Genomic DNA, 20,489 nt, shown 5'->3' with positions numbered 1-20,489 from the left:
AAAGCATTAGCCAAAGAAAGTTAAGTTTCCGTTGTCTATCTATGAGCCAGCTGTAGACTATTCGGGCATCTTGGCTGATGCCCGAATGACTGCGGGTTTGTGACTTATTTGGTAGCTAGGATTTCTGGCTCTTTAACTGGGCGTACCAACAGTTTAAGGCCGAAGCGGAACAGAGGTCCGTGATACTTTTCAATGAAAAGGAATCGCAGGCTTCTGGTCATCGGCTTCTTGGCATCCTTGAAGTAGTTATAAGGAGTGGTACGGAGCTTTTTGTTAAGCTTATACTTCTTATATTCCTTGCTGTTCGTCAGAGCGTGATCTTTAACGGGGGTGTCGGCTGCTGGCTTTTTAGTTAACACAGGTGCCAGTTTCGGCTCGGCGACATCTGCTGGGGTGGCAGCTGGATTTGATGCGCTCTTGTGATAAATATTGTACTTCGCTGCGAGATAAGAGCTCTTGAAATAGGTGCGATCTTGCTTGGATGGCGTAACGTTGATGTGGAAGTCATCAATATTAAGACGTTTAGGCAAGATATTTTTGTATGCGTGAGATTTCCTGTCTCCAAAGTCTCTAACAACAGAGTCGGCGAGGAAATAAGAGTACTTTCTGTGTGCAAGCCAGCCGACAAATTGGAATACGGCAGCGGGCGATACTTTTTCCGCGCTCTCATCGTGGATGGCTTTTAGTGCCTCATCAAGATCTGCAGCTTTCTTGGCGAGTCCTGATGAGTGGCTATAGAAAGAGTTGCCAACGGTGTAGGTCTCTTTGCCGTGAACTAGACTGAGAAGTCCTACACCGCTGTTGTAGCAGATTACAGCGTCGCTCAAGTCAATAAGTGCGTGGATGTTGTCGGAGTGATCGCAAACAATTACGTTGTTTTGCGGGAACTCAAGTTTATAGGCTGAAAGTGGATGCGGCTTGATGAATACGACAGTGTCTTGATCAATTTTGTCGCAAATTGACAGTACCGAGTCATAATGATCGCTATAGCTGACGTGCCCCTCGGTGTAGCGAGTTACAGCCATGTCATCATGCAATTGAAGAGGGATGAATATGGTCTTCTTCGCAAGTGCAGAAACTAGCGAGTGTTTGTCATAAGTAGGCTGGTAGTCAGAAAGCTTTTCAAGGGTGCTGCTACCTCCTTGGAGCTCGCTAATAAGTGCAGTGGTTGCTTCTGTTTCGACTTGGCTGGGGCTCCAGTCGAGATAAGCTTGAGTCTTGTAGTCAGAGTCGTTGTAAGCTACTTCAGGCGCGTAGTACCAGCTGCCTGGCAGAGCGCCACGCTCTACAACAATTGTTTTGATACCGCATTTCTTCGCCAGTTCATGATAAGGCCGAATGGCTTCGTGCGATTTCATGTAAGGATTGAAAATCGATACGGCGTCATAATAACCGTTCTCGATTTTATCTACTACGCGCTCGGGCATATGCTCGCCTGGAAGCAGCACCTCGATGGAGTAGCCAGCTGATCTCATTGGCAAGAAGTATTCATACTGGTCTTTATGCTTCAGTAGCACCAGTAGTTTTTTTTCTCGCGGAAGCCAATCCTGTTCAAGGATTTTCCACGGAGTTTTCATGATTTTCTCAAGCTCAATATTGAAGTTACTACGTTTCCAGTCGTTTTTGGAAACCCAGTCACTTACCGCTGGCTTGTCATGATGCAAGTGCATGACTTTCAGGCCAAGGAGTTCGGCCGGGGCCGAAAGGACCTCAAATAGTCTTCTGTAGCCTTTATATTCTTTAAGCTCTGTGTAGTAGGCGTCTCGAAGAGGGCCGTAAAAATCTTTGTCAAGATGCGCAGGTGTTGGCAGATATTTGCTGATGAGCGCGTATCTGATAAGGAATTCGAAATCTTCTGATCCGTGGCCGCGGAATGTTTCGTTGTACCCGCCAAGGTGTTCAAAGTAGTCTTTGCGAATAAGGAAGACGTTGCTATATGGGGCAACGAAGTCGACGTGCTGGCGTCTCCAGGATGCAAGTGACCGGTGTGCAGTTTGCTCCATTTTTAGAGACATCAGTGCATTGGCTTCTTGCTCAGGAACATAACCTTGAGCGATGTCGGTGGTTGCTTCTTCAGTTAGATGGTAGACCGGCATGTTTAGCATGCGATCCCAGTACTGATCTAATTGCTCGATATTGGCTGCGTGGGCAAGCTTTGCAAAGAAATCAGATGTCCAGAAACAATCGATGTCGTTGAAGAAAATAAGTGGCGTTTTTACATGAGCAACTGCCGAGTTGCGAGCAATGGCAGGGGAAAAGGTCTCATAATCTTCTACGAATTGATAGTCGAACCCGTGCTGCTCGCAAATTTCTTTAATTTTTGCGCTTTGGTCTTCAGGTGAGCCAAAGTCGACAATAACTACCTTAGGCAGAGGATTGTAGTAGCTGCCTACCAGTGCTAGACGCTCGAGAACCCATGGGTTGTAGTCGCGAGCCCGGATGCCGAAAACTAATGTGATATCGTTATGTGAGTAGCTCATGCATATTCCTTCCGCATGTCTAAAGGCGAATATTGATATGTGATTAAATTCAAAGGCCAGTGATGAACCTGAGCGGATTCGCACAATTCATTCGTCACCGGCCTGGAATGTGAAAAGTTAGTTGACGGCGCCAGTTGCTCTTCCAAGAAGCATGGTCTGCACAATCGGCGAAATAACCTTTTGCCATTCATACACAGCCGCATTGGTCACATAAATAGTGTCGTCCGGCTTAACCGCAATCTGCCGCGCATAGAAGATCGCCGCCGGATCACGCATATTCAGGCGCAACACAGTCGGCTTCCCATTCGCCGAATCACCCATGCGGAACACAAACACACCCTCCGGGTTGGCATTCGCTTCACGCAAACCACCTACGCTACCCAACGCATCCAGCAAGCTAGTGTTCTGGCTAGGCAAATCTTTCAACCCAGGCTCACCCACAGCCCCCATCGCCACAAACCGCTGACGCGCACGGTCCAGCACCACTTCCGAATTCGGTCGCAGCACCATGTTGTTACCGGCCAGCACGTCCTCATAGTTGAACTGCTGCACCTGGCTACCGGTACGCACAGTCACATTGACCAGATGCGGCTCCAGCACCGGCCCACCCGCCTGGTTCACGGCATCCAGCAGCGTCAGCGGCCCTTGCAGGGTGCTGAAGCGCCCCGGCGTCTTCACCGCACCCGCAACCAGCACCGAGCCCGACAGGTCACCCACCAGCTCAACGTGAGTCTGCACGTCGGTAGTGATGCCCTTGAGCTTGCGACGGATCATCTGCTCAACCTGGTTCAGAGTCATGCCAGCCACAAACTCGCGACCGACATATGGCAGCGAAATCATGCCCTGCGAATCGACGCGCGATTTGAGCATCGTGCCGCCGGTAGCCAGCGGCGCGAACAGTGCCGAGCCTTCCGGCGCGGTATCAGCAATCAGCACGTTAAGCACATCACCCGCCGCCAACCGCACTTCCGCCGACACTGGCTTGGTAACGCTGGCCAGGGCAGGGCGCGCTGCACCAAACATGTACGGCGCAATGTTGCTCGCATTGATATCGACGAGGTTGTACGCCTCGTTCTTGCTCTCGATCGTGCCCTTGTAAGGGCCAGCGCCCGACAGGGTGCCGCCGCAACCGGCCAGGCCCAGGGTCGCCAGGGCAAGTGCTGCCAGTTTCAGGTTGAAGCGCTTGGAAACAGCCAGGGAGTTAATCACGGTGATCCTCGATCGAAGCCAGAATGAAGCGGGTGATGCCGTACACCATCAGCAGGCCAAGCAGAATGGTCGCCAGGTTGTACAGTCGCTCCGGGTAAAGGGCGAGTTGCGGGGTGTTGGGGCTGACTACGGTCACCAGAGTGCGGATCTTCTTGCTCGCTTCGATGCGGGCATTGTCCAGCGCGGCGACGGCAGTCTTGTAGGTTTCTTCGGCAATGCCGGCGTCCAGCATCAGCTGCTGGTAGCGCGAGGCAACCACGTTCAGCTGCGAGCCTTGTGGCGACGACACCAGCAGGCGCTTTTCTTTGGCCAGCTGCTGGGTGATGGCTTCGACTTTCTGCTTCTGCTGGCGTACCTGTGGGGCATCGCCGCGTAGCTTGAAGGACATTTCGGTCAGGGCGGCCTGTTCCTTGGTGTACTGGCTTTCCAGGTCGGCAATGATGGTGGCGCGGCTCTGCGCGGTGTTGCCGCCGTCCAGTACCTTGTTGTCGTTCTGGAAGGTCAGCAGCTGGGTCTTGCGCTTGCCGTAGTTCAGGCGCGCGGTTTCCAGCTCGCCCTGGGCGAACTTCATCTGCTCGCGGGCGATGTTGTGGCTCACTTCGTTGACGAAGTGCTCGCTGGCCTGAAGGATCACCCGCAGCATCTGCTCGGACAGCTCAGGGGTGAAGGCCTGCACTTCCACCCGCAGCAGGCCGGTGGTTTCGTCGTAGTGGGCCGAGACCATGCGCTGGTAGTACTCCAGCAGGTCTTCGCGCGGGGCGTCTTTGTCGAGCCAGAAGAACACGTCGCCACGCTGGGCGGCGTACTGCTCGATCCAGTGCACTTTGCTTTCCAGCAGCAGCATCATGTCCATCGAGGTGATGTATTCGCGCAGGTACAGGGTTTCTTCGCGCGAAGCGGGGTTGGCGCCGGTCAGCAGGGTGGCCAGGCCGGGCACCTGGGCGCCCTGGTTGTTGCCGTCCTGGCGCACCACCACCTGGGCGGAGCTGACATAGCGGTCGATGGCGAACACGCCGTAGTACACGCCGGCCAGGATCATTGGCAGGACCACCATGGCCAACGCCAGGCGCCAGCCCTTCTTGTTACCCGTACTGCTCATAGTTGGATGCATCCTTGATGTCGAACGGTGCTGCTTAATTGGAAGAGGGTGATCAGCTGTTGTAGGCCTGGATGCCTTCGGCGACGTCGTCGTACACCTGGATGCCGCCATCGCGCACCAGCAGCACCACGTCGCAGAGCTTTTCGATTTCCGGCATGGAGTGGGAAACCAGCACCACGTTGGATTTCTGCAGCTTTTCCTTGAATACGTCGGCGCACTTGCGCTTGAACTGGGCGTCGCCCACCGACATGACTTCGTCGATCAGGTAGTAGTCGAAGTCGAACGCCATGCTCAGGCCAAAGGCCACGCGCGAGCGCATGCCCGAGGAATAGGTCTTGATCGGCTCGTCGATCCAGTCGCCGATTTCGGCGAATTCCTGCACGTAGCGGATCTTCTCGCGCATGGCTTCGCCGGTGGCACCGTAGATGCGGCAGACGAACTTGATGTTGTCGCGCCCGCTCATGCTGCCCTGGAAGCCACCGGTCAAACCCACCGGCCACGAGATGCTGCGGTCGGTGACGATGGTGCCGGAGTCGGGCACGTCGGCACCGCCCAGCAGGCGCATCAGGGTCGACTTGCCGGCGCCGTTGCGGCCGATCAGGCCGATGTTCTTGCCGGGCGGGATGGCCAGCGACAGGTTGCGGAAGACATACCGCCGGCCATTGGGCGTGAGGTACGACTTGGTGACGTTTCTGAGCTCGAACACGTGTGGCCTGTACTTAACCGTTCTTGGTGGAAATCAGGTGCATCCTGCGGGCGCGGTAGGCACCAAGGGACAGGAACAGCAAAACCATGGTGAAGCTGATGACGTAGGTGACGGACACGCCATCGACCGGGATGTAGTGCGGCAGCACCTCGGCGCGGATCAGTTCGAGGATGTGCAGGAAGGGGTTGAGCAGCAGCACCGGCATCATCGCCGGTGGCAGGTAGGAAGCAGGGATCAGCACGCCCGAGATGAAATACAGCGGGAAGAACGCCATGCGGATGACGATCTTCAGGCTTGGCAGGGCATGGGTGACCAGGGCCAGCAGCATGCCCAGGCCGAAGGCGAACAGCAGGCCCAGCCCCAGGGTTGCGACCCATTGCAGGGGGCTGTGCACCGACATATCGAAGCCGTACCAGGCGAAGCCGAACACGATGATGGCGTACACGGTGGTGGCGATGCAGGTTTCGACCAGTACCCGGGCGACATAGGTGTCGAGGGGCTTGATCTGTTTGTAGCCGAATAGCGAGCGGTTCTCGCGCAGGCTGTCCATCAGGCGCAGGGCGGTGTTGCGGTAAAGCAGGAACGGCGCCATGCCAACAAGGATGAAGACGGGGTATTCGACGCCAGACACGGTACGACCGCGCAGCATGCCAAACAGCAGAGAGAAGATGAGCAGGTGGCAGATCGGTTCAAGCAACAGCCACACGGCACCCATGCGGCGGTCGCCGAAACGGGAGCGGGCTTCACGCAAAACGAGGGCAAAGATGACCGATTTCTGGATCTGGAGGGAGGAACGAGGCTTCAAGATGGTAACCGCAAAGCAAAGCAGCGCGCCAAGGCACGCCGGAATTCATCTTCAGGAAAGGCCCGAGCCCAGCGGCATTTTGCCTGGGGATGTTCCGGAGACTTCCATGTTCTAAGGCACGCGAGGTTAAGCGCGAGAAGGCATAAGCGTCAAGGATGTACCACGAAACAATCGGAAAGTTCCTACCGTTCAAGAAGCTATTTTCGCCGTTGATCGTGTTTCATCTAGCCTTTTAAGGATGGTAATGAAGGCAATGTGCCGTATGTCGGATTTGGCCCGTTCCCGGTATGCCAGGCGTCACAACAGGGGGAAGCGCGCCAGAACGCTTGAGGCCGGCGCAATCGCGTTTACACTATCGCCATCATTCATTTGGCCAGTACGGGAACGACCTGACCCATGACTATTCTGGTTACCGGCGGAGCCGGGTTCATTGGCGCCAATTTCGTGCTCGATTGGGTAGGCCAGTCGGGCGAGACGATCATCAACCTCGACAAGCTCACCTACGCGGGCAACCTGCAGAGCCTGGCCAGCCTGGAAGGCAACCCCCAGCATGTGTTCGTGCACGGCGACATTGGCGACCCTGCGCTGGTGCGGCGCTTGCTGGCCGAGCATCAGCCACGGGCGGTGCTCAACTTTGCCGCCGAGTCGCATGTCGACCGCTCCATCCACGGCCCGCAGGCGTTCGTCGACACCAACGTGGTTGGCACCTTTCAACTGCTCGAAGCAGTACGCGGCTATTGGCAGGGCCTGGACGAAACGGGGCGCGGGGCGTTCCGTTTCCTGCATGTGTCCACCGATGAGGTTTACGGCTCGCTCAAGGCTGGCGAGCCGGCGTTCACCGAAACCCATCAGTACCAGCCCAACAGCCCGTACTCGGCCAGCAAGGCGGCCAGTGACCACCTGGTGCGCGCCTACCACCACACCTATGGCCTGCCGGTGCTGACCACCAATTGCTCGAACAACTACGGGCCGTTGCATTTCCCGGAAAAACTGATCCCGCTGATGATCGTCAACGCCCTGGCTGGCAAGGCGCTGCCGGTGTATGGCGACGGTCAGCAGATCCGCGACTGGCTGTACGTCAAGGACCACTGCAGCGCCATCCGCCGGGTGCTCGAAGCGGGGCGGGTAGGGGAGGTGTACAACGTCGGCGGCTGGAACGAAATGCCGAACCTGGAGATCGTCAGGCGCGTATGCGCCTTGCTGGACGAATTGAGCCCCAAGGCGGGCGGCCAGCCCTACGCCGAACAGATCACCTACGTCACCGACCGGCCGGGCCACGACCGCCGCTACGCCATCGATGCCCGCAAGCTTGAACGCGAACTGGGCTGGAAGCCGGCTGAAACCTTTGAAACCGGTATTCGCAAGACCGTGCAATGGTACCTGGCCAACGCCGACTGGGTGGCGGCGGTGCAGTCGGGCAGCTACCGCGAATGGGTCGAGAAGAACTACGCGGCGCGCAGCCAATGCTAGGCTTGCCAGTAATGGCAAAAAGATGGCTAACCACTCGCCATACCCGTCTGAACGGAAGCTACTGACATGACCACGCTCAATCGCAAAGGCATCATTCTGGCCGGTGGCTCGGGCACACGCCTGCACCCGGCCACCCTGGCGATCTCCAAGCAGCTGCTGCCGGTGTACGACAAGCCGATGATCTACTACCCGCTGACCACGCTGATGCTGGCCGGCATTCGCGACATCCTGATCATCTCCACCCCGCAGGACACACCGCGCTTCGCCCAGTTGCTGGGTGATGGCCACCAGTGGGGCATCAACATCACCTACGCCGTGCAGCCGTCGCCGGACGGCCTGGCCCAGGCGTTCATCATTGGCGAGGACTTCATCGGCAACGACCTGTCGGCGCTGGTGCTGGGCGACAACATCTACTATGGCCACGACTTCCAGGCGTTGTTGATGGATGCCATGGGGCGGCGCGAAGGCGCCAGCGTGTTCGCCTACCACGTGACCGACCCGGAACGGTACGGCGTGGTGGAGTTCGACGGCAGCGGCAAGGCCATCAGCCTGGAAGAAAAGCCGCTGCAGCCGAAGTCCAACTACGCCGTGACCGGGTTGTACTTCTACGACCAGGATGTGATCGAGATGGCCAAGGGGCTCAAGCCCTCGCCGCGGGGCGAGCTGGAGATCACCGACCTCAACCGCCTTTACCTGGAGCGCGAGCAGTTGTCGGTGGAGGTAATGGGGCGTGGCTATGCCTGGCTCGACACCGGCACCCATGACTCGCTGCTCGAAGCCAGTGGCTACATCGCCACCATCGAGCGCCGCCAGGGCTTGAAGGTCGCCTGCCCGGAAGAGGTTGCCTACCGCCAGCGCTGGATCGACGCCGAGCAGCTGGCGAAGCTGGCCGCGCCGCTGTGCAAGAACGGTTATGGGCAATACCTGCAACGGGTGCTGCGCGATACGATCTTCTAATGGTGTAGGTAGTGTGCACGCCCGTTGTGGGAGGTTTTTCTCAACGGGCGTGCAACATGTGGTGACGTCTAATCTGGTAACCATTCCCCTGTGGGCCGATGGCCTGTGAGCCGCTAGTTTGAAAGGGCAGCCAAGGAGCTTGCTGCATTCAAACCCAACTCACAGGAGTGCCCTTCATGCGCAATACCGTCCTCAATTACCTGCTGCTGCCGCTGTTCGCCGGTCTGTCGTTTTCCATCAGTGCCGCGCCGGGGGCTGCGACCGTACCCAAGGAGCCGGTGCCAGTGGTCAGCCAGGTGCAAGCGCCAGCCGGTATGCTCAACCTGAACACGGCCGATGCACCTACCTTGCAACGCGAACTCAATGGCATAGGCAAGGCCAAGGCCGAGGCGATCGTGGCGTATCGGGAGGCCCATGGTGCGTTTGCTTCGGTGGATGAGTTGCTGGAGATCAAAGGCATCGGCAATGCCTTGCTGGAGCGTAACCGGGCCAACCTGACCGTGGAATAGCTAGTGGCTGGGCTGGCCCTTTCGTGGGGCAAGCCCGCTCCTACAGGATTTGCGCGATCCCGGTGGGAGCCGCGCTTGCCGGCGATGGGCTGCGAAGCGGCCCCGGCAAGTTATGAAACAACCTTGAAATCGTGGGGCCGCTTCGCGGCCCATCGCCGGCAAGCGCGGCTCCCACACGTCCAGTACACGCCTGGACGCTGGTTGAAAACAGTGCAGGCTCAGCGGTCCTGCGCATCCTTGGCATCGGCCTCGGCATTGCGTTCATGTACCTTGCGCAGTTGCTCCTCGGTCAGGGGCAACTTTTTGGCCGTGTCGCGCAGCATCATCAGCCCGCCGACGATCGAGCCAAGGGCTAAGATGAGTATCAGCCAGGCATACCAAGGCATCGTGTGTTCTCCTGTCAGCGTCATGGGGCAGTGCTTGTACAAATATTGAGCAGTTGCCGGTTGCGTTGGTTCAATTATAGGTGGCGCACCTTACCGGGCCAATTCCGTTGACCCGCGGCCCCCAAAGCCACTGCCACTTCGTTTACAATGCGCGCCGTTTACGACTTGCCAAGAGAACCCCGACCATGTCCGCCTGCCAGACGCCCCTGATCGTCGCCCTGGATTTCCCCACCCGTGACGCCGCCCTGAAGCTGGCTGACCAGCTCGACCCTGCCCTGTGCCGGGTGAAAGTTGGCAAAGAGCTGTTCACCAGCAGCGCTTCGGGCATTGTCGAAACCCTGTGCGCGAAGGGCTTCGAGGTGTTCCTGGACCTCAAGTTCCACGACATCCCCAACACCACGGCCATGGCGGTCAAGGCCGCTGCCGAGATGGGCGTGTGGATGGTCAACGTGCACTGCTCCGGTGGCCTGCGCATGATGGCCGCCTGCCGCGAAGAGCTGGCCAAGCGCAGTGGCGCGCAGCCGCTGCTGATCGGCGTGACCGTGCTGACCAGCATGGAGCGTGAGGACCTGGCCGGCATCGGCCTGGACGTGGACCCGCAGGTGCAGGTGCTGCGCCTGGCAGCGCTGGCCGAAAAGGCCGGCATGGACGGCCTGGTGTGCTCGGCACTGGAAGCCCCGGCGCTGAAGGCCGCCCACCCGGCGCTGCAGCTGGTAACCCCTGGCATTCGCCCTGCGGGCAGCGCCCAGGATGACCAGCGCCGTATCCTCACTCCGCGCCAGGCGCTGGACGCCGGCTCCGACTACCTGGTGATCGGCCGCCCGATCAGCCAGGCGGCAGACCCGGCCCAGGCGCTGGCAGCCGTGGTGGCGGAAATCCGCGGCTGATACGCGTCGCAAAAAAAGGGCCGACCTGCACAGTGCAGGTCGGCCCTTTTTTTATTGCTCTCGAATCAGGCAATAACCAGCGGCTGGAAGCCTTTGATCAGATCATCCAGCGCCTTGATCTGCGCCAAAAACGGCTCCAGCTTGTCCAGCGGCAGGGCGCTCGGGCCGTCGCACTTGGCCTGGTCCGGGTTCGGGTGAGCTTCCAGGAACAGCCCAGCCAGGCAAGTTGCCATGCCAGCACGAGCCAGGTCGACCACCTGCTCGCGGCGGCCACCGGAGGCCGCGCCGGATGGGTCGCGGTTCTGCAGGGCATGGGTCACGTCGAAGATGATCGGCAAGTCGTCACAGGTACGCTTCATCACGCCAAAGCCCAGCATGTCCACGACCAGGTTGTCGTAGCCCATGCAGGTGCCGCGATCGCACAGGATCAGCTGGTCGTTACCGGCTTCCTTGAATTTGTGCACGATGTTCTGCATCTGCGACGGGCTGAGGAACTGCGGCTTCTTGATGTTGACCGGCTTGCCGGTCTTGGCCAGGGCCACTACCAGGTCGGTCTGGCGGGCGAGGAAGGCGGGCAGCTGCAGCACGTCGACCACTTCGGCGACCGGTGCGCACTGGTAGATCTCGTGCACGTCGGTGATGATCGGCACGCCGAACTCGGCTTTGACCTTCTCGAAGATGCGCAGGCCTTCTTCCATGCCTGGGCCACGGTAGGAGTGGATCGAGGAACGGTTGGCCTTGTCGAAGCTGGCCTTGAACACGTAAGGGATGCCCAGTTTCTCGGTAACCCGGACGTACTCGGCGCAAGCGGTCAGGGCCAGGTCTTCGGATTCGAGCACGTTGATGCCGCCGAAAAGAACGAACGGGGCGCTGTTGGAGCACTCGATGGTGGGGGTGATCTTGATCATGGTCATCTCTGCAAATCCCTGTCACTGGTTTCAGTGGCGAAGGGGAATCTTACAAGATCTGTGCTGCCTGTGCCGGCCCTTTCGCGGGCAAGCCCGCTCCTACAGGGCCCCCACAACACTTGAGCTGGCCGGCACAGGCATACCCCAATCTCAGACCTTGAGCACCAGCTTGCCGAAGTTCTCGCCACTGAACAGCTTGAGCAGCGTCTCGGGGAATGTCTCCAGCCCTTCGACCACATCCTCCTTGCTCTTGACCTTGCCCGTGGCCAGCCAGCCGGCCATCTCCTGCGCAGCCTTGCCATAGTCCTTGACGTGGTCCATCACCACGAAGCCTTCCATGCGCGCGCGGTTCACCAGCAGTGCCAGGTAGTTGGCCGGGCCTTTGACGGCTTCCTTGTTGTTGTACTGGCTGATGGCACCGCAGATGACGATGCGCGCCTTGAAGTTGATGCGGGTGAGCACGGCGTCGAGGATGTCGCCGCCGACGTTGTCGAAGTAAACATCAACGCCCTTGGGGCATTCGCGCTTCAGGCCGGCCAGCACGTCCTCGGCCTTGTAGTCGATCACGCCGTCGAAGCCCAGCTCGTCCTTGAGGTACTGGCATTTCTGCGCACCCCCGGCGATGCCGACCACATGGCAGCCCTTGAGCTTGGCAATCTGGCCGACAATGCTGCCCACCGCGCCGGCCGCGCCGGAGATGACCACGGTGTCGCCGGCTTTCGGCTGGCCGACCTCGAGCAGGGCGAAGTAGGCAGTCATGCCGGTCATGCCCAGGGCCGAAAGGTAGCGGGGCAGTGGGGCAAGGCGGGGGTCGATCTTGTGCAGGCCCTGGGGTTCGCCGGTGTAGTAATCCTGCACGCCGAGGGCGCCGCTGACATGGTCACCGGGCTTGTAGTCCGGGTGGCTGGAGGCGACCACTTCGCCCACGCCCAGGGCACGCATCACTTGGCCCAGGGCAACGGGGGGGATGTATGACTTGCCTTCGTTCATCCAGCCGCGCATGGCCGGGTCCAGCGACAGGTACAGGTTGCGCACCTGGATCTGGCCATCGGCGGGGGCGGCGGCGGCCACCGTCTCGAAGGTGAAGTCGTCACGGCGCACGGCGCCGACCGGGCGTTTGGCAAGCAGGAAGCGGCGGTTGGTCTGGGTCATGGCAGGTCCTTGTGGGCGATGGGGGCAGAGCGGTCAATTTAACCTGCTGATGCAAGTTGGTCTGCAAAATCACTGGTAAGCATGGTAGCCCAACCGTTGCCCTGATGATGCTGCCCGGCCGGGCGGTGGGCTGACTAGACTCTGAGCCCATCCATCACCTTCAGGAGCAGACGATGAGTATGACCTTTTCCGGCCAGGTAGCCCTGGTCACCGGCGGTGCGGCAGGTATCGGCCGGGCAACGGCGCTGGCGTTCGCCCGCGAAGGCCTGAAGGTGGTGGTGGCCGACCTCGACCCGGTCGGTGGCGAGGCCACGGTGGCGTCGATTCGCCAGGCCGGTGGCGAGGCGCTGTTCGTGGCCTGTGACGTGACCCTTGATGCCGAGGTTCGGCAATTGCACTCGCGCATCATCGAGGCTTACGGACGGCTGGATTATGCCTACAACAACGCCGGCATCGAGATCGAGCAGGGGCGCCTGGCCGAGGGCAGCGAGGCCGAGTTCGACGCGATCATGGGCGTCAATGTCAAAGGCGTGTGGTTGTGCATGAAGTACCAGCTGCCGTTGCTGCTGGCCCAGGGCGGTGGGGCGATCGTCAACACCGCCTCGGTGGCGGGCCTGGGTGCGGCGCCGAAGATGAGCATCTACGCCGCGTCCAAGCATGCGGTGATCGGCCTGACCAAATCGGCGGCCATCGAATATGCCAAGAAGGGGATCCGGGTGAACGCCGTGTGCCCGGCGGTGATCGACACCGACATGTTCCGGCGTGCCTATGAAGCAGACCCGCGCAAGGCTGAATTTGCCGCCGCAATGCATCCGGTGGGGCGTATCGGCAAGGTCGAGGAAATTGCCAGTGCAGTGCTGTACCTGTGCAGTGACGGTGCGGCATTCACCACCGGGCACAGCCTGACGGTGGATGGCGGGGCTACCGCAATCTGATCATCGTTCGAGATACAGCGCGCAACCCATTGACCGCTAGCGTTAAGTTGAGTAAAGGCGGGTTTCTGATTCACCGGCTATACTTGCGCTTCTCAGTTGTGGGGAGCTGCAGTGGAAAGAGTCAACGCCAACACGCCCGCCCGGCATGCTTCGATCATGGATTTCGCGGCATGCCGGGGTATTGCCGAGGGGCCCGTATTCATCGTCGCGTCTGGGGCCTCCGCAAAGGACTTCCCCATTCAGCGCTTTGCGGATGTGCCGATGATCACCCTCAACGGCGCGATCTCGATGTTCCCGGAACAGGGCCCGCGGCCTTACTTCTATGTGTGCACCGACACCGGGTTTGCGCACCAGCAGCCCGAGCTTTACGCAAAGGCGGTGCGGCTCAGCCAGCGCCTGGCGATCTGGCCGGAAGAAGTCGAGGCACTGCCGGAGCCAACAAGCAAGGCGCAGATCTTTGCGCTGGCCAAGGCGGCCCGCTCGGGGCTGTATGACGCGCTGTTCAACCCCGATCCGCACATGGTCCGCAGCCGGGTATTCTGGGGCAGTCGCTCCCGTTCGGTGGGCTTCAGCAAGGACCTGTCGCAAGGGTTTTTCGATGCGCGCACGGTAGCCTACGCGGCGCTGCAGATTGCCTGTCACCTGGGCTTCAACCAGGTGTTCCTGGTGGGCGTGGACCTAGACCAGTCGGTGGGGCGCTTCTACGAGACACCGGGCCAGTCGGTTTCGCGCTGCCACCTGGATGAATCCTACGAGCGGCGTATCCTGCCCTCGCTGAAGCTGATGGCCGACCGGGTTGTCGGTGAGCATTTTGCCGTCTACAACCTGTCGGCCACCTCAAGAATCCCGGATGCAGTCATCCCCAAGGTCACCCTCGACCAGGCCCGGGCGTTGATCCTGGGTAACACGCCTCAGGCCTTCATGTGCAGCCACCCCGCGTGACCGTCTACTTCCTGGGCTGGCAAGCGCGTTACGAGCAGATCATGATCGAGCAGTTGGCGCAGTCGCACGCGGTGCGCGTGTTTTGCCTGCCTGCGTATGTACGCCGGGGTGTGCGCCTGGCGCGGGCGCTGGGGGGCGTGCCAGCGTTGCTGAAGTGGCTGGGCAGGCGAGCGTGCCGGGCCAACCGGGCCACCGCCAGTGACCTGCTGGTGTGCAACGAGGGCCAGCTCAAGCGCGGGCGCCAGTTGCATGTGGTGCAGGGCTTTCCCGGCAAGCGGGTGCTGCTGGTGCGCGACCTGGTCGATGCCGCCTTCGTCGAGCGCATGCGGCCGCTGTTCGACCGGATCTACAGCTACGACCCGGTGCAGTGCGAGTGCCTGGGCATGGCCCATCTGGAGCAGTTCTTCCCGTTCGACCCTGAACGCGTCCGGCAGCCGACTGCCAAGCGCTGCGCTGGCCTGCACTCACCGTTGTGCTTCTTCCTGGGCCGCGACAAAGGCCGCGCTGCGCGCCTGCAGGCCTTGGCGCAGGCGCTGGACGGGCTGGGTTGCGAGCTGGACTTCCACATCGTGAAAGACGCCACCACCCAGGCCCCGGGCCGCTATCACGTCGATGCGTTGTTGCCCTACGAGGCCAACCTGGCCAGGGCCAGGGCGTGCGATGTGCTGGTGGAAATCAACCAGCCAGGCCAGGCTGGCCTGACCCTGCGGCCGCTGGAGGCGGCGTTCTTCGACAAGCAGCTGATCACCGACAACCGGCGGGTCAGGGAGACGGCGTTCTATCATCCCGACCGCTTCTATGTGCTGGGGGATGAACAGCGTGGCCTGCAGGCGTTTCTGGCCAGCAAGGCTCCCGTGGTGGCGCCGGATGAGCTGCGCAAACATACACCGACGGGGCTGATGGAGCGCTTGCTGGAGGACGTGGTTCAGCATTGAGCCGGTTTTCAGCAGGTTGTGATGACCCTTTGTGGGAGCGGCCTTGTGTCGCGAAAGGGCTGCGCAGCAGCCCCGGCAATATCAGCATGAGAGCAGATATTCTGGGGCTGCTGCGCAGCCCTTTCGCGACACAAGGCCGCTCCCACAGGGGCCGCGCAGGCCTTTCAGATTTTGAGCGAGACCGTTGCTCCCACAAGAGCAGTGCGCTGGTCTTCAGGCCTTGCGCGGGTTGAGGATCAACAAGGTCAACACCCCCGCCACGATCCCCCAGAACGCCGAGCCGATCGAGAACAGGGTCAACCCCGAAGCCGTCACCATGAAGGTGATCAGCGCCGCTTCCCGCTCCCTGGCCTCGCTCATGGCCACGGTCAACCCGTTCATGATCGATCCGAACAGCGCCAGCGCCGCAATCGACAACACCAGCTCCTTTGGCAACGCCGCGAACAATGCCGCCAGGGTGGCGCCGAAGGTGCCGGCAATGCCGTAGAAAATCCCGCACCACACCGCTGCGGTGTAGCGTTTGCCCGGGTCTTCATGGGCATGCGGCCCGGTGCAGATCGCCGCGCTGATCGCGGCCAGGTTGATCCCGTGCGAGCCGAAGGGGGCAAGCAGCAGCGAGGCGAAACCGGTGGTCGAAATCAGCGGCGAGGCGGGCACCTGGTAACCGTCGGCACGCAGCACGGCCACGCCAGGCATGTTTTGCGAGGTCATGGCCACCACGAACAGCGGGATGCCGATGCTGATGGTCGCGGCCAGCGAGAAGCTTGGCGTGGTCCACACCGGGGTGGCCACCTCCAGCCTGAAGCCGCTGAAATCCAGCAGGCCGAGGGCACCGGACAGTGCCGTGCCGACCAGCAGTGCGGCCAGCACGCAGTAGCGCGGCGACAGGCGCTTGACCAGCAGGTAGCTGAAGAACATGCCCAGTACCAACAGGGTGCGGTGCTGGGCGGCAACGAAGATTTCGCTGCCGATCTTGAACAAGATCCCGGCCAGCAGCGCCGAGGCCAGCGACGCCGGTATGCGCTTGACCAGGCGCTCGAAACTGCCGGTCAGGCCGCAGATCAGCACCAGCACCGCACAGGTGATGTAGGCACCAATGGCTTCGCCATAGCTCACCCCGCCAAGGCTGGTGATCAACAACGCCGCACCGGGGGTCGACCAGGCCACGGTAATCGGCGTGCGATAGCGCAGCGACAGGCCGATGCTGCATGCCGCCATACCGATCGACAAAGCCCAGATCCACGATGAAATCTGCGCGTTGGTCAGGCCCGCCGCCTGGCCGGCCTGGAACATCAGCACCAGCGAACTGGTGTAGCCGGTGAGCATGGCGATGAAGCCGGCGACCACTGCCGACGGGGAGCTGTCTGCCAGGGGCCGCAGGCGTGCGGAGGTGGCATCGGTCATTGGGTTGGGTCCTTGTCCATGTGTAAGCAGTTTTTTCAGACTAACGCGGGCCGCATTGATCTTTGCCATACAGCAGGCATTGCTTTTAGCCGTACAGTCGCCAACTATTGGGCACGATTGCACAACTGCATGGGAGGGGATGGGCGATGCTCAAGGTGTATGGCGACTACCAGTCGGGCAACTGCTACAAGGTCAAGCTGATGCTCAGCCTGCTTGGCCGCCCGTATGAATGGCAAGCGGTGGATATCCTCAAGGGCGAGACCGAAACCGCAGCGTTTCTGGCCATGAACCCCAACGGCAAGGTGCCGGTGCTCAAGCTGGAGGACGGTACCTGCCTGTGGGAATCGAATGCCATCCTCAACTACCTGGCCGACGGCAGCGAGTACTTGCCCAGCGAGCCGTATCTGCGGACTCAGGTATTGCAGTGGCAGTTCTTCGAGCAGTACAGCCATGAGCCGTACATTGCCGTGGCGCGGTTCATCCAGTTCTACCTGGGGCTGCCGGACGAGCGCGTGGACGAATACCGCAAGCTGCACAAGGGCGGTTACAAGGCGTTGAAGGTGATGGAGCGGCAGTTGCAGATGACGCCGTACCTGGTCGGGGACCAATATTCGATTGCCGATGTGGCGTTGTATGCCTACACCCATGTGGCGCATCAGGGTGGGTTCGACCTGGCGGATTACCCGGCGGTGTGCGCCTGGCTTGAGCGGGTGGCCAGCCATCCTCGGCATGTGGCGATGGTCGAGTAAGCCGGCGCTGCTTTTGTAGGAGCGGCCTTGTGTCGCGAAAGGGCTGCAAGGCAGCCCCGGCGATAGTGGCACCGCTGCTGAAATCCTGGGGCCGCTCTGCGGCCCTATCGCGACGCAAGGCCGCTCCTACAGGGGCGGCGCAGGCGCTTTACGCGAAGCGCTTGTCCAGGTAGGCAATGATCGCCTTGGACTCATACATCCAGGTCACCTTGCCCGCTTCTTCGATGCGCAGGCACGGCACTTTCACTCGGCCACCGCCTTCGAGCAACGCCTGGCGATGCACCTCGTCGTTCTTGGCATCCCGCAACGCCACCGGCACATTCAAGCGGTGCAGGGTACGGCGGGTCTTCACACAGAACGGGCAGGCATGGAACTGGTACAGCGCGAGGCCCTTGGCCTCCTGCTCGACACGCGCCTGGGCCGCCGCATCACGCTTGCGCTTGGCCGGGCGGCTGATCCAGTCGCCGAACACGATGAGCTGGCCGAGGCCGACCCGCAGGGCTTTGACGATCATGGGCTACTCCTGAAATGCAAAAGCCGACCCCTGGGGGCCGGCTCGGGTCATGCGCCGATCACTTGATCAGGCTGAGGAACTCGCTGCGGGTGGCGGCGTTCTCGCGGAACTCACCCAGCATCACCGACGTGAGCATGGTCGAATTCTGCTTCTCCACGCCGCGCATCATCATGCACATGTGCTTGGCTTCGATGACCACCGCTACACCCGCGGCCCCCGTCACCTGCTGCACGGCCTCGGCGATCTGGCGGCTGAGGTTTTCCTGGATCTGCAGGCGGCGGGCGAACATGTCGACGATGCGCGCGACCTTCGACAGGCCCAGCACCTTGCCCTTGGGCAGGTAGGCCACATGGGCCTTGCCGATGAAAGGCAGCATGTGGTGTTCGCACATCGAATACAGCTCGATGTCCCGGACCAGCACCATCTCGCTGTTGTCGGAGGTGAACAGCGCGCCGTTGGTGACTTCTTCCAGCGTCTGCTCGTAACCGCGGCAAAGGTACTTCATGGCCTTTGCAGCCCGCTTGGGCGTGTCGAGCAGGCCCTCACGGGAGACGTCCTCGCCAAGTTGGCTGAGGATCTCGGTGTAGTTCTGTTCCAGGGACATGTATCTACCTGTGGGTAAAAATCGCAAAAAAGGAAGGGTACGGCGGCGCGGGCGGCGCTGCAAGCGCGGCGTTACTCGTCGCGGCCTTCCATCATGGTTCGCTTGAGCATCACGTACACCGCGCCAGTGCCGCCATGGCGGGCCTGGCACGAGGTGAAACCGAGCACTTGCGGATGCTGGCGCAGCCAGGTGTTGACGTGGCTCTTGATCATCGGGCGCTTGCCGTCCAGGCGTGCGGCCTTGCCATGCGTCACCCGCACGCAGCGCACTTCCAGCTTCGTGGCTTCGGCGATGAAGGCCCACAGGGTTTCACGGGCCTTTTCCACGCTCATGCCATGCAGGTCGAGGCTGCCCTCGAAGGCGATCTGGCCGAGCTTGAGCTTGCGGATCTGGCTTTCCTGCACGCCATCGCGGCGCCACATCAGCTCGTCTTCGGCACCGACGTCGATGACGAACTGGTCGGACAGGCCGTCGATCACCAGGGCCTGGCCGCTGCGGATGGTCGCCGCCTGGCGCAGGCCGGCCAGCTGCTTGCGGTCGGTTTTCGGCTTGCCCACGTCGGCGCGGTCGTGCTTGATCGGCTTGACGCCGCGCACTTCAGCGCTGAACAGGGAAAAATCATCGTCTTGCATGGTGCCTCCACGTGGGCGGCGTAGTTTACGCGATCAACCCTGTGCCGTCAGTACCGGCCTCTTCGCGGGCTTGCCCGCTCCCACAGGGATGGTGCAAACCTTGACTGTGGCGCTTTACCTGTGAGAGCGGGCAAGCCCGCGAAGAGGCCAGCAGCACAAACCACTAATCATGCTTTTTCATCAGGTGCGGCGACAGGTTCAGTTCGCGCCCACGGCGCAGGCGAATGCGGCTGCGCCGCCAGAAGCGCACGCCAACGTACAGCAGCAACAGCCCGGCCACGGCCAGGATGCCGGCCAGCGGGCGGTTGGCATTGAGTTCGGCCAGGGCGGTGTAGTTGCCGAGCAGCCCGGCGATGCCGGCCATGGCCAGCAGCACACCGAGCGTGGCGATCAGGGCCGACAGGCCGGCGGCAATGCGCGCACCCCAGTTACGCGGTTCACGCGGGCGCAGACGCTTGGCGTCGAAACTGCCTTTGAGCTTCATTCCAGTTTCCTCTGTGGACATCCGGAATTCGACCTGGGCCCGGCCCTCGGGTTCCGCCCGGCTGCCGGGCGGTCATCGCAACGTCAGCTCAGATCAGGCTGGCGGTAGGGGCGACACAGGCGAAGTTGTCGGCCATCACGGCCATTTCGCACGCGTGGATCTGTGCGGCGGGAATCACTTGATCCTTCAACGCGAGGTCGCGCGTTGCCGAGGCGTCTTCCACCAGGGTGCAACGATAACCATAGTCCTTGGCGCGGCGCACCGTGGTGCTGACACTGGAGTGGCTCATGAAACCGCACACGATCAGGTCCAGGTGCCCCAGCGCTTGCAGGGTGTCGTGCAGTTGGGTGTTCTTGAAGGCGTTGGGCATGCGCTTTTCGATGATGACTTCACCTTCGCGCGGCTCAAGGCCCGGAATGAACTGGCCAGCCGGGCCCTGCGGGTCGAAGCGCCCGCCAACGGTACCGAGGTGGCGAACGTGGATGATCGGGCGGCCGGCCTTGCGGGCGGCGTCGAGCAACCGGGCGATGTTGGCCACGGCCTCGTCCATGCCCGACAGTTGCAGAGGACCGCTGAGGTATTCCTTCTGCGCATCGATGATGATCAGGCTGGCTTGGCTCAGCTTGGCCGGCGGATAGTCGCGGCCAGTGAGGCGGAACATCGTGGTTGGAACGGACATCAAGGGCTCCTTCGGTAGGGCTTTTGTATACCTATTCTCCCTT

General features: G+C 60.9%; 22 protein-coding genes. 8 read left to right on the top strand and 14 right to left on the bottom strand.

Annotated features, from left to right (window positions below; all coding sequences use genetic code 11):
* Positions 1–104: 104 nt before the first annotated feature.
* From ACIPW4_RS15195 to ACIPW4_RS15175, 5 genes are all read right to left on the bottom strand, one after another.
* Positions 105–2,480, bottom strand: a complete 2,376-nt coding sequence (locus tag ACIPW4_RS15195; protein WP_400659066.1) for a glycosyltransferase — start codon at positions 2,478–2,480, stop codon at positions 105–107.
* A 117-nt stretch (positions 2,481–2,597) separates the two neighbouring features.
* The gene (locus ACIPW4_RS15190; RefSeq protein ID WP_400659064.1) at positions 2,598–3,689 is read right to left on the bottom strand and encodes a polysaccharide biosynthesis/export family protein; all 1,092 of its coding nucleotides are present in this window, start codon (positions 3,687–3,689) and stop codon (positions 2,598–2,600) included.
* Positions 3,682–4,788, bottom strand: a complete 1,107-nt coding sequence (locus ACIPW4_RS15185) for an ABC transporter permease (RefSeq protein ID WP_400659062.1) — start codon at positions 4,786–4,788, stop codon at positions 3,682–3,684. Before ACIPW4_RS15185 ends, ACIPW4_RS15190 begins: the two co-directional genes overlap by 8 nt.
* A 52-nt stretch (positions 4,789–4,840) precedes the next feature.
* Entirely contained in the window at positions 4,841–5,494 is a 654-nt protein-coding gene (locus ACIPW4_RS15180; protein WP_400659061.1) for an ABC transporter ATP-binding protein, read from the bottom strand.
* Positions 5,495–5,507: 13 nt separating this feature from the next.
* Positions 5,508–6,299 carry an ABC transporter permease gene (locus ACIPW4_RS15175; protein WP_400659059.1) on the bottom strand — a complete coding sequence of 264 codons (792 nt, stop codon included), beginning with the start codon at positions 6,297–6,299 and terminating at the stop codon, positions 5,508–5,510.
* 396 nt (positions 6,300–6,695) lie between these two features.
* On the opposite strand from ACIPW4_RS15175, the gene rfbB reads away from it, so the two are divergent.
* The 3 genes from rfbB (at position 6,696) to ACIPW4_RS15160 (ending at position 9,235) form a co-directional block, all read left to right on the top strand.
* Positions 6,696–7,769, top strand: a complete 1,074-nt coding sequence (gene rfbB / locus ACIPW4_RS15170) for a dTDP-glucose 4,6-dehydratase (protein WP_400659058.1) — start codon at positions 6,696–6,698, stop codon at positions 7,767–7,769.
* 66 nt (positions 7,770–7,835) lie between these two features.
* A complete protein-coding gene (rfbA, locus tag ACIPW4_RS15165; protein WP_400659056.1) occupies positions 7,836–8,726 on the top strand; it encodes a glucose-1-phosphate thymidylyltransferase RfbA in 891 nt (296 codons plus the stop codon).
* Between the two features lie 176 nt (positions 8,727–8,902).
* Complete coding sequence (locus ACIPW4_RS15160; RefSeq protein WP_400659055.1) at positions 8,903–9,235, top strand: ComEA family DNA-binding protein; 333 nt, start codon at positions 8,903–8,905, stop codon at positions 9,233–9,235.
* A gap of 218 nt (positions 9,236–9,453) precedes the next feature.
* Here the strand turns inward: ACIPW4_RS15160 and ACIPW4_RS15155 are convergent, their stop codons facing one another.
* Positions 9,454–9,621 carry a DUF2897 family protein gene (locus tag ACIPW4_RS15155; RefSeq protein WP_400659053.1) on the bottom strand — a complete coding sequence of 56 codons (168 nt, stop codon included), beginning with the start codon at positions 9,619–9,621 and terminating at the stop codon, positions 9,454–9,456.
* A gap of 185 nt (positions 9,622–9,806) precedes the next feature.
* Here ACIPW4_RS15155 and pyrF point away from each other — a divergent pair, with 185 nt between their 5' ends.
* A complete protein-coding gene (gene pyrF / locus ACIPW4_RS15150) occupies positions 9,807–10,508 on the top strand; it encodes an orotidine-5'-phosphate decarboxylase (RefSeq protein WP_400659051.1) in 702 nt (233 codons plus the stop codon).
* Between the two features lie 65 nt (positions 10,509–10,573).
* Here pyrF and kdsA read toward each other — a convergent pair whose 3' ends face one another.
* A complete protein-coding gene (gene kdsA / locus ACIPW4_RS15145) occupies positions 10,574–11,416 on the bottom strand; it encodes a 3-deoxy-8-phosphooctulonate synthase (protein ID WP_400659159.1) in 843 nt (280 codons plus the stop codon).
* Positions 11,417–11,566: 150 nt separating this feature from the next.
* Positions 11,567–12,568 (bottom strand): NADP-dependent oxidoreductase, encoded by a 1,002-nt coding sequence (locus ACIPW4_RS15140; RefSeq protein ID WP_400659049.1) that lies wholly within the window; start codon positions 12,566–12,568, stop codon positions 11,567–11,569.
* A gap of 173 nt (positions 12,569–12,741) precedes the next feature.
* Here ACIPW4_RS15140 and ACIPW4_RS15135 point away from each other — a divergent pair, with 173 nt between their 5' ends.
* From ACIPW4_RS15135 to ACIPW4_RS15125, 3 genes are all read left to right on the top strand, one after another.
* Positions 12,742–13,503: an SDR family oxidoreductase gene (locus tag ACIPW4_RS15135; protein WP_400659047.1), complete on the top strand. Its 762-nt coding sequence runs from the start codon at positions 12,742–12,744 to the stop codon at positions 13,501–13,503.
* A gap of 111 nt (positions 13,504–13,614) precedes the next feature.
* On the top strand, positions 13,615–14,445 hold the full coding sequence (locus ACIPW4_RS15130; RefSeq protein ID WP_400659046.1) for a lipopolysaccharide biosynthesis protein: 831 nt from the start codon (positions 13,615–13,617) through the stop codon (positions 14,443–14,445).
* Entirely contained in the window at positions 14,427–15,380 is a 954-nt protein-coding gene (locus tag ACIPW4_RS15125) for a hypothetical protein (RefSeq protein WP_400659044.1), read from the top strand. The genes ACIPW4_RS15130 and ACIPW4_RS15125 overlap by 19 nt, the downstream gene beginning before the upstream one ends.
* 213 nt (positions 15,381–15,593) lie before the next feature.
* Here the strand turns inward: ACIPW4_RS15125 and ACIPW4_RS15120 are convergent, their stop codons facing one another.
* Positions 15,594–16,784 (bottom strand): benzoate/H(+) symporter BenE family transporter, encoded by a 1,191-nt coding sequence (locus ACIPW4_RS15120; protein ID WP_400659042.1) that lies wholly within the window; start codon positions 16,782–16,784, stop codon positions 15,594–15,596.
* Between the two features lie 146 nt (positions 16,785–16,930).
* On the opposite strand from ACIPW4_RS15120, the gene ACIPW4_RS15115 reads away from it, so the two are divergent.
* Positions 16,931–17,533 (top strand): glutathione S-transferase family protein, encoded by a 603-nt coding sequence (locus ACIPW4_RS15115; protein ID WP_400659040.1) that lies wholly within the window; start codon positions 16,931–16,933, stop codon positions 17,531–17,533.
* 148 nt (positions 17,534–17,681) lie between these two features.
* Here ACIPW4_RS15115 and ACIPW4_RS15110 read toward each other — a convergent pair whose 3' ends face one another.
* The 5 genes from ACIPW4_RS15110 to ACIPW4_RS15090 all read right to left on the bottom strand — a co-directional run bounded on the left by ACIPW4_RS15110 (position 17,682) and on the right by ACIPW4_RS15090 (position 20,446).
* The gene (locus ACIPW4_RS15110) at positions 17,682–18,047 is read right to left on the bottom strand and encodes a glutaredoxin (RefSeq protein ID WP_400659038.1); all 366 of its coding nucleotides are present in this window, start codon (positions 18,045–18,047) and stop codon (positions 17,682–17,684) included.
* A gap of 58 nt (positions 18,048–18,105) precedes the next feature.
* On the bottom strand, positions 18,106–18,651 hold the full coding sequence (gene folE, locus ACIPW4_RS15105; RefSeq protein ID WP_054883671.1) for a GTP cyclohydrolase I FolE: 546 nt from the start codon (positions 18,649–18,651) through the stop codon (positions 18,106–18,108).
* A gap of 71 nt (positions 18,652–18,722) precedes the next feature.
* A complete protein-coding gene (locus ACIPW4_RS15100; protein WP_400659036.1) occupies positions 18,723–19,283 on the bottom strand; it encodes a Smr/MutS family protein in 561 nt (186 codons plus the stop codon).
* 163 nt (positions 19,284–19,446) lie between these two features.
* Positions 19,447–19,767 carry a hypothetical protein gene (locus ACIPW4_RS15095; protein ID WP_400659034.1) on the bottom strand — a complete coding sequence of 107 codons (321 nt, stop codon included), beginning with the start codon at positions 19,765–19,767 and terminating at the stop codon, positions 19,447–19,449.
* A gap of 88 nt (positions 19,768–19,855) precedes the next feature.
* Positions 19,856–20,446, bottom strand: a complete 591-nt coding sequence (locus ACIPW4_RS15090; RefSeq protein ID WP_400659032.1) for a cysteine hydrolase family protein — start codon at positions 20,444–20,446, stop codon at positions 19,856–19,858.
* Positions 20,447–20,489: the final 43 nt, after the last annotated feature.

The sequence above is a fragment of the Pseudomonas sp. NPDC089996 genome (assembly GCF_044748405.1).
Taxonomy (GTDB): domain Bacteria; phylum Pseudomonadota; class Gammaproteobacteria; order Pseudomonadales; family Pseudomonadaceae; genus Aquipseudomonas.
The sequence above is the reverse complement of the archived record's forward strand: the minus strand, read 5'-3'. Positions and strand labels throughout refer to the sequence as shown.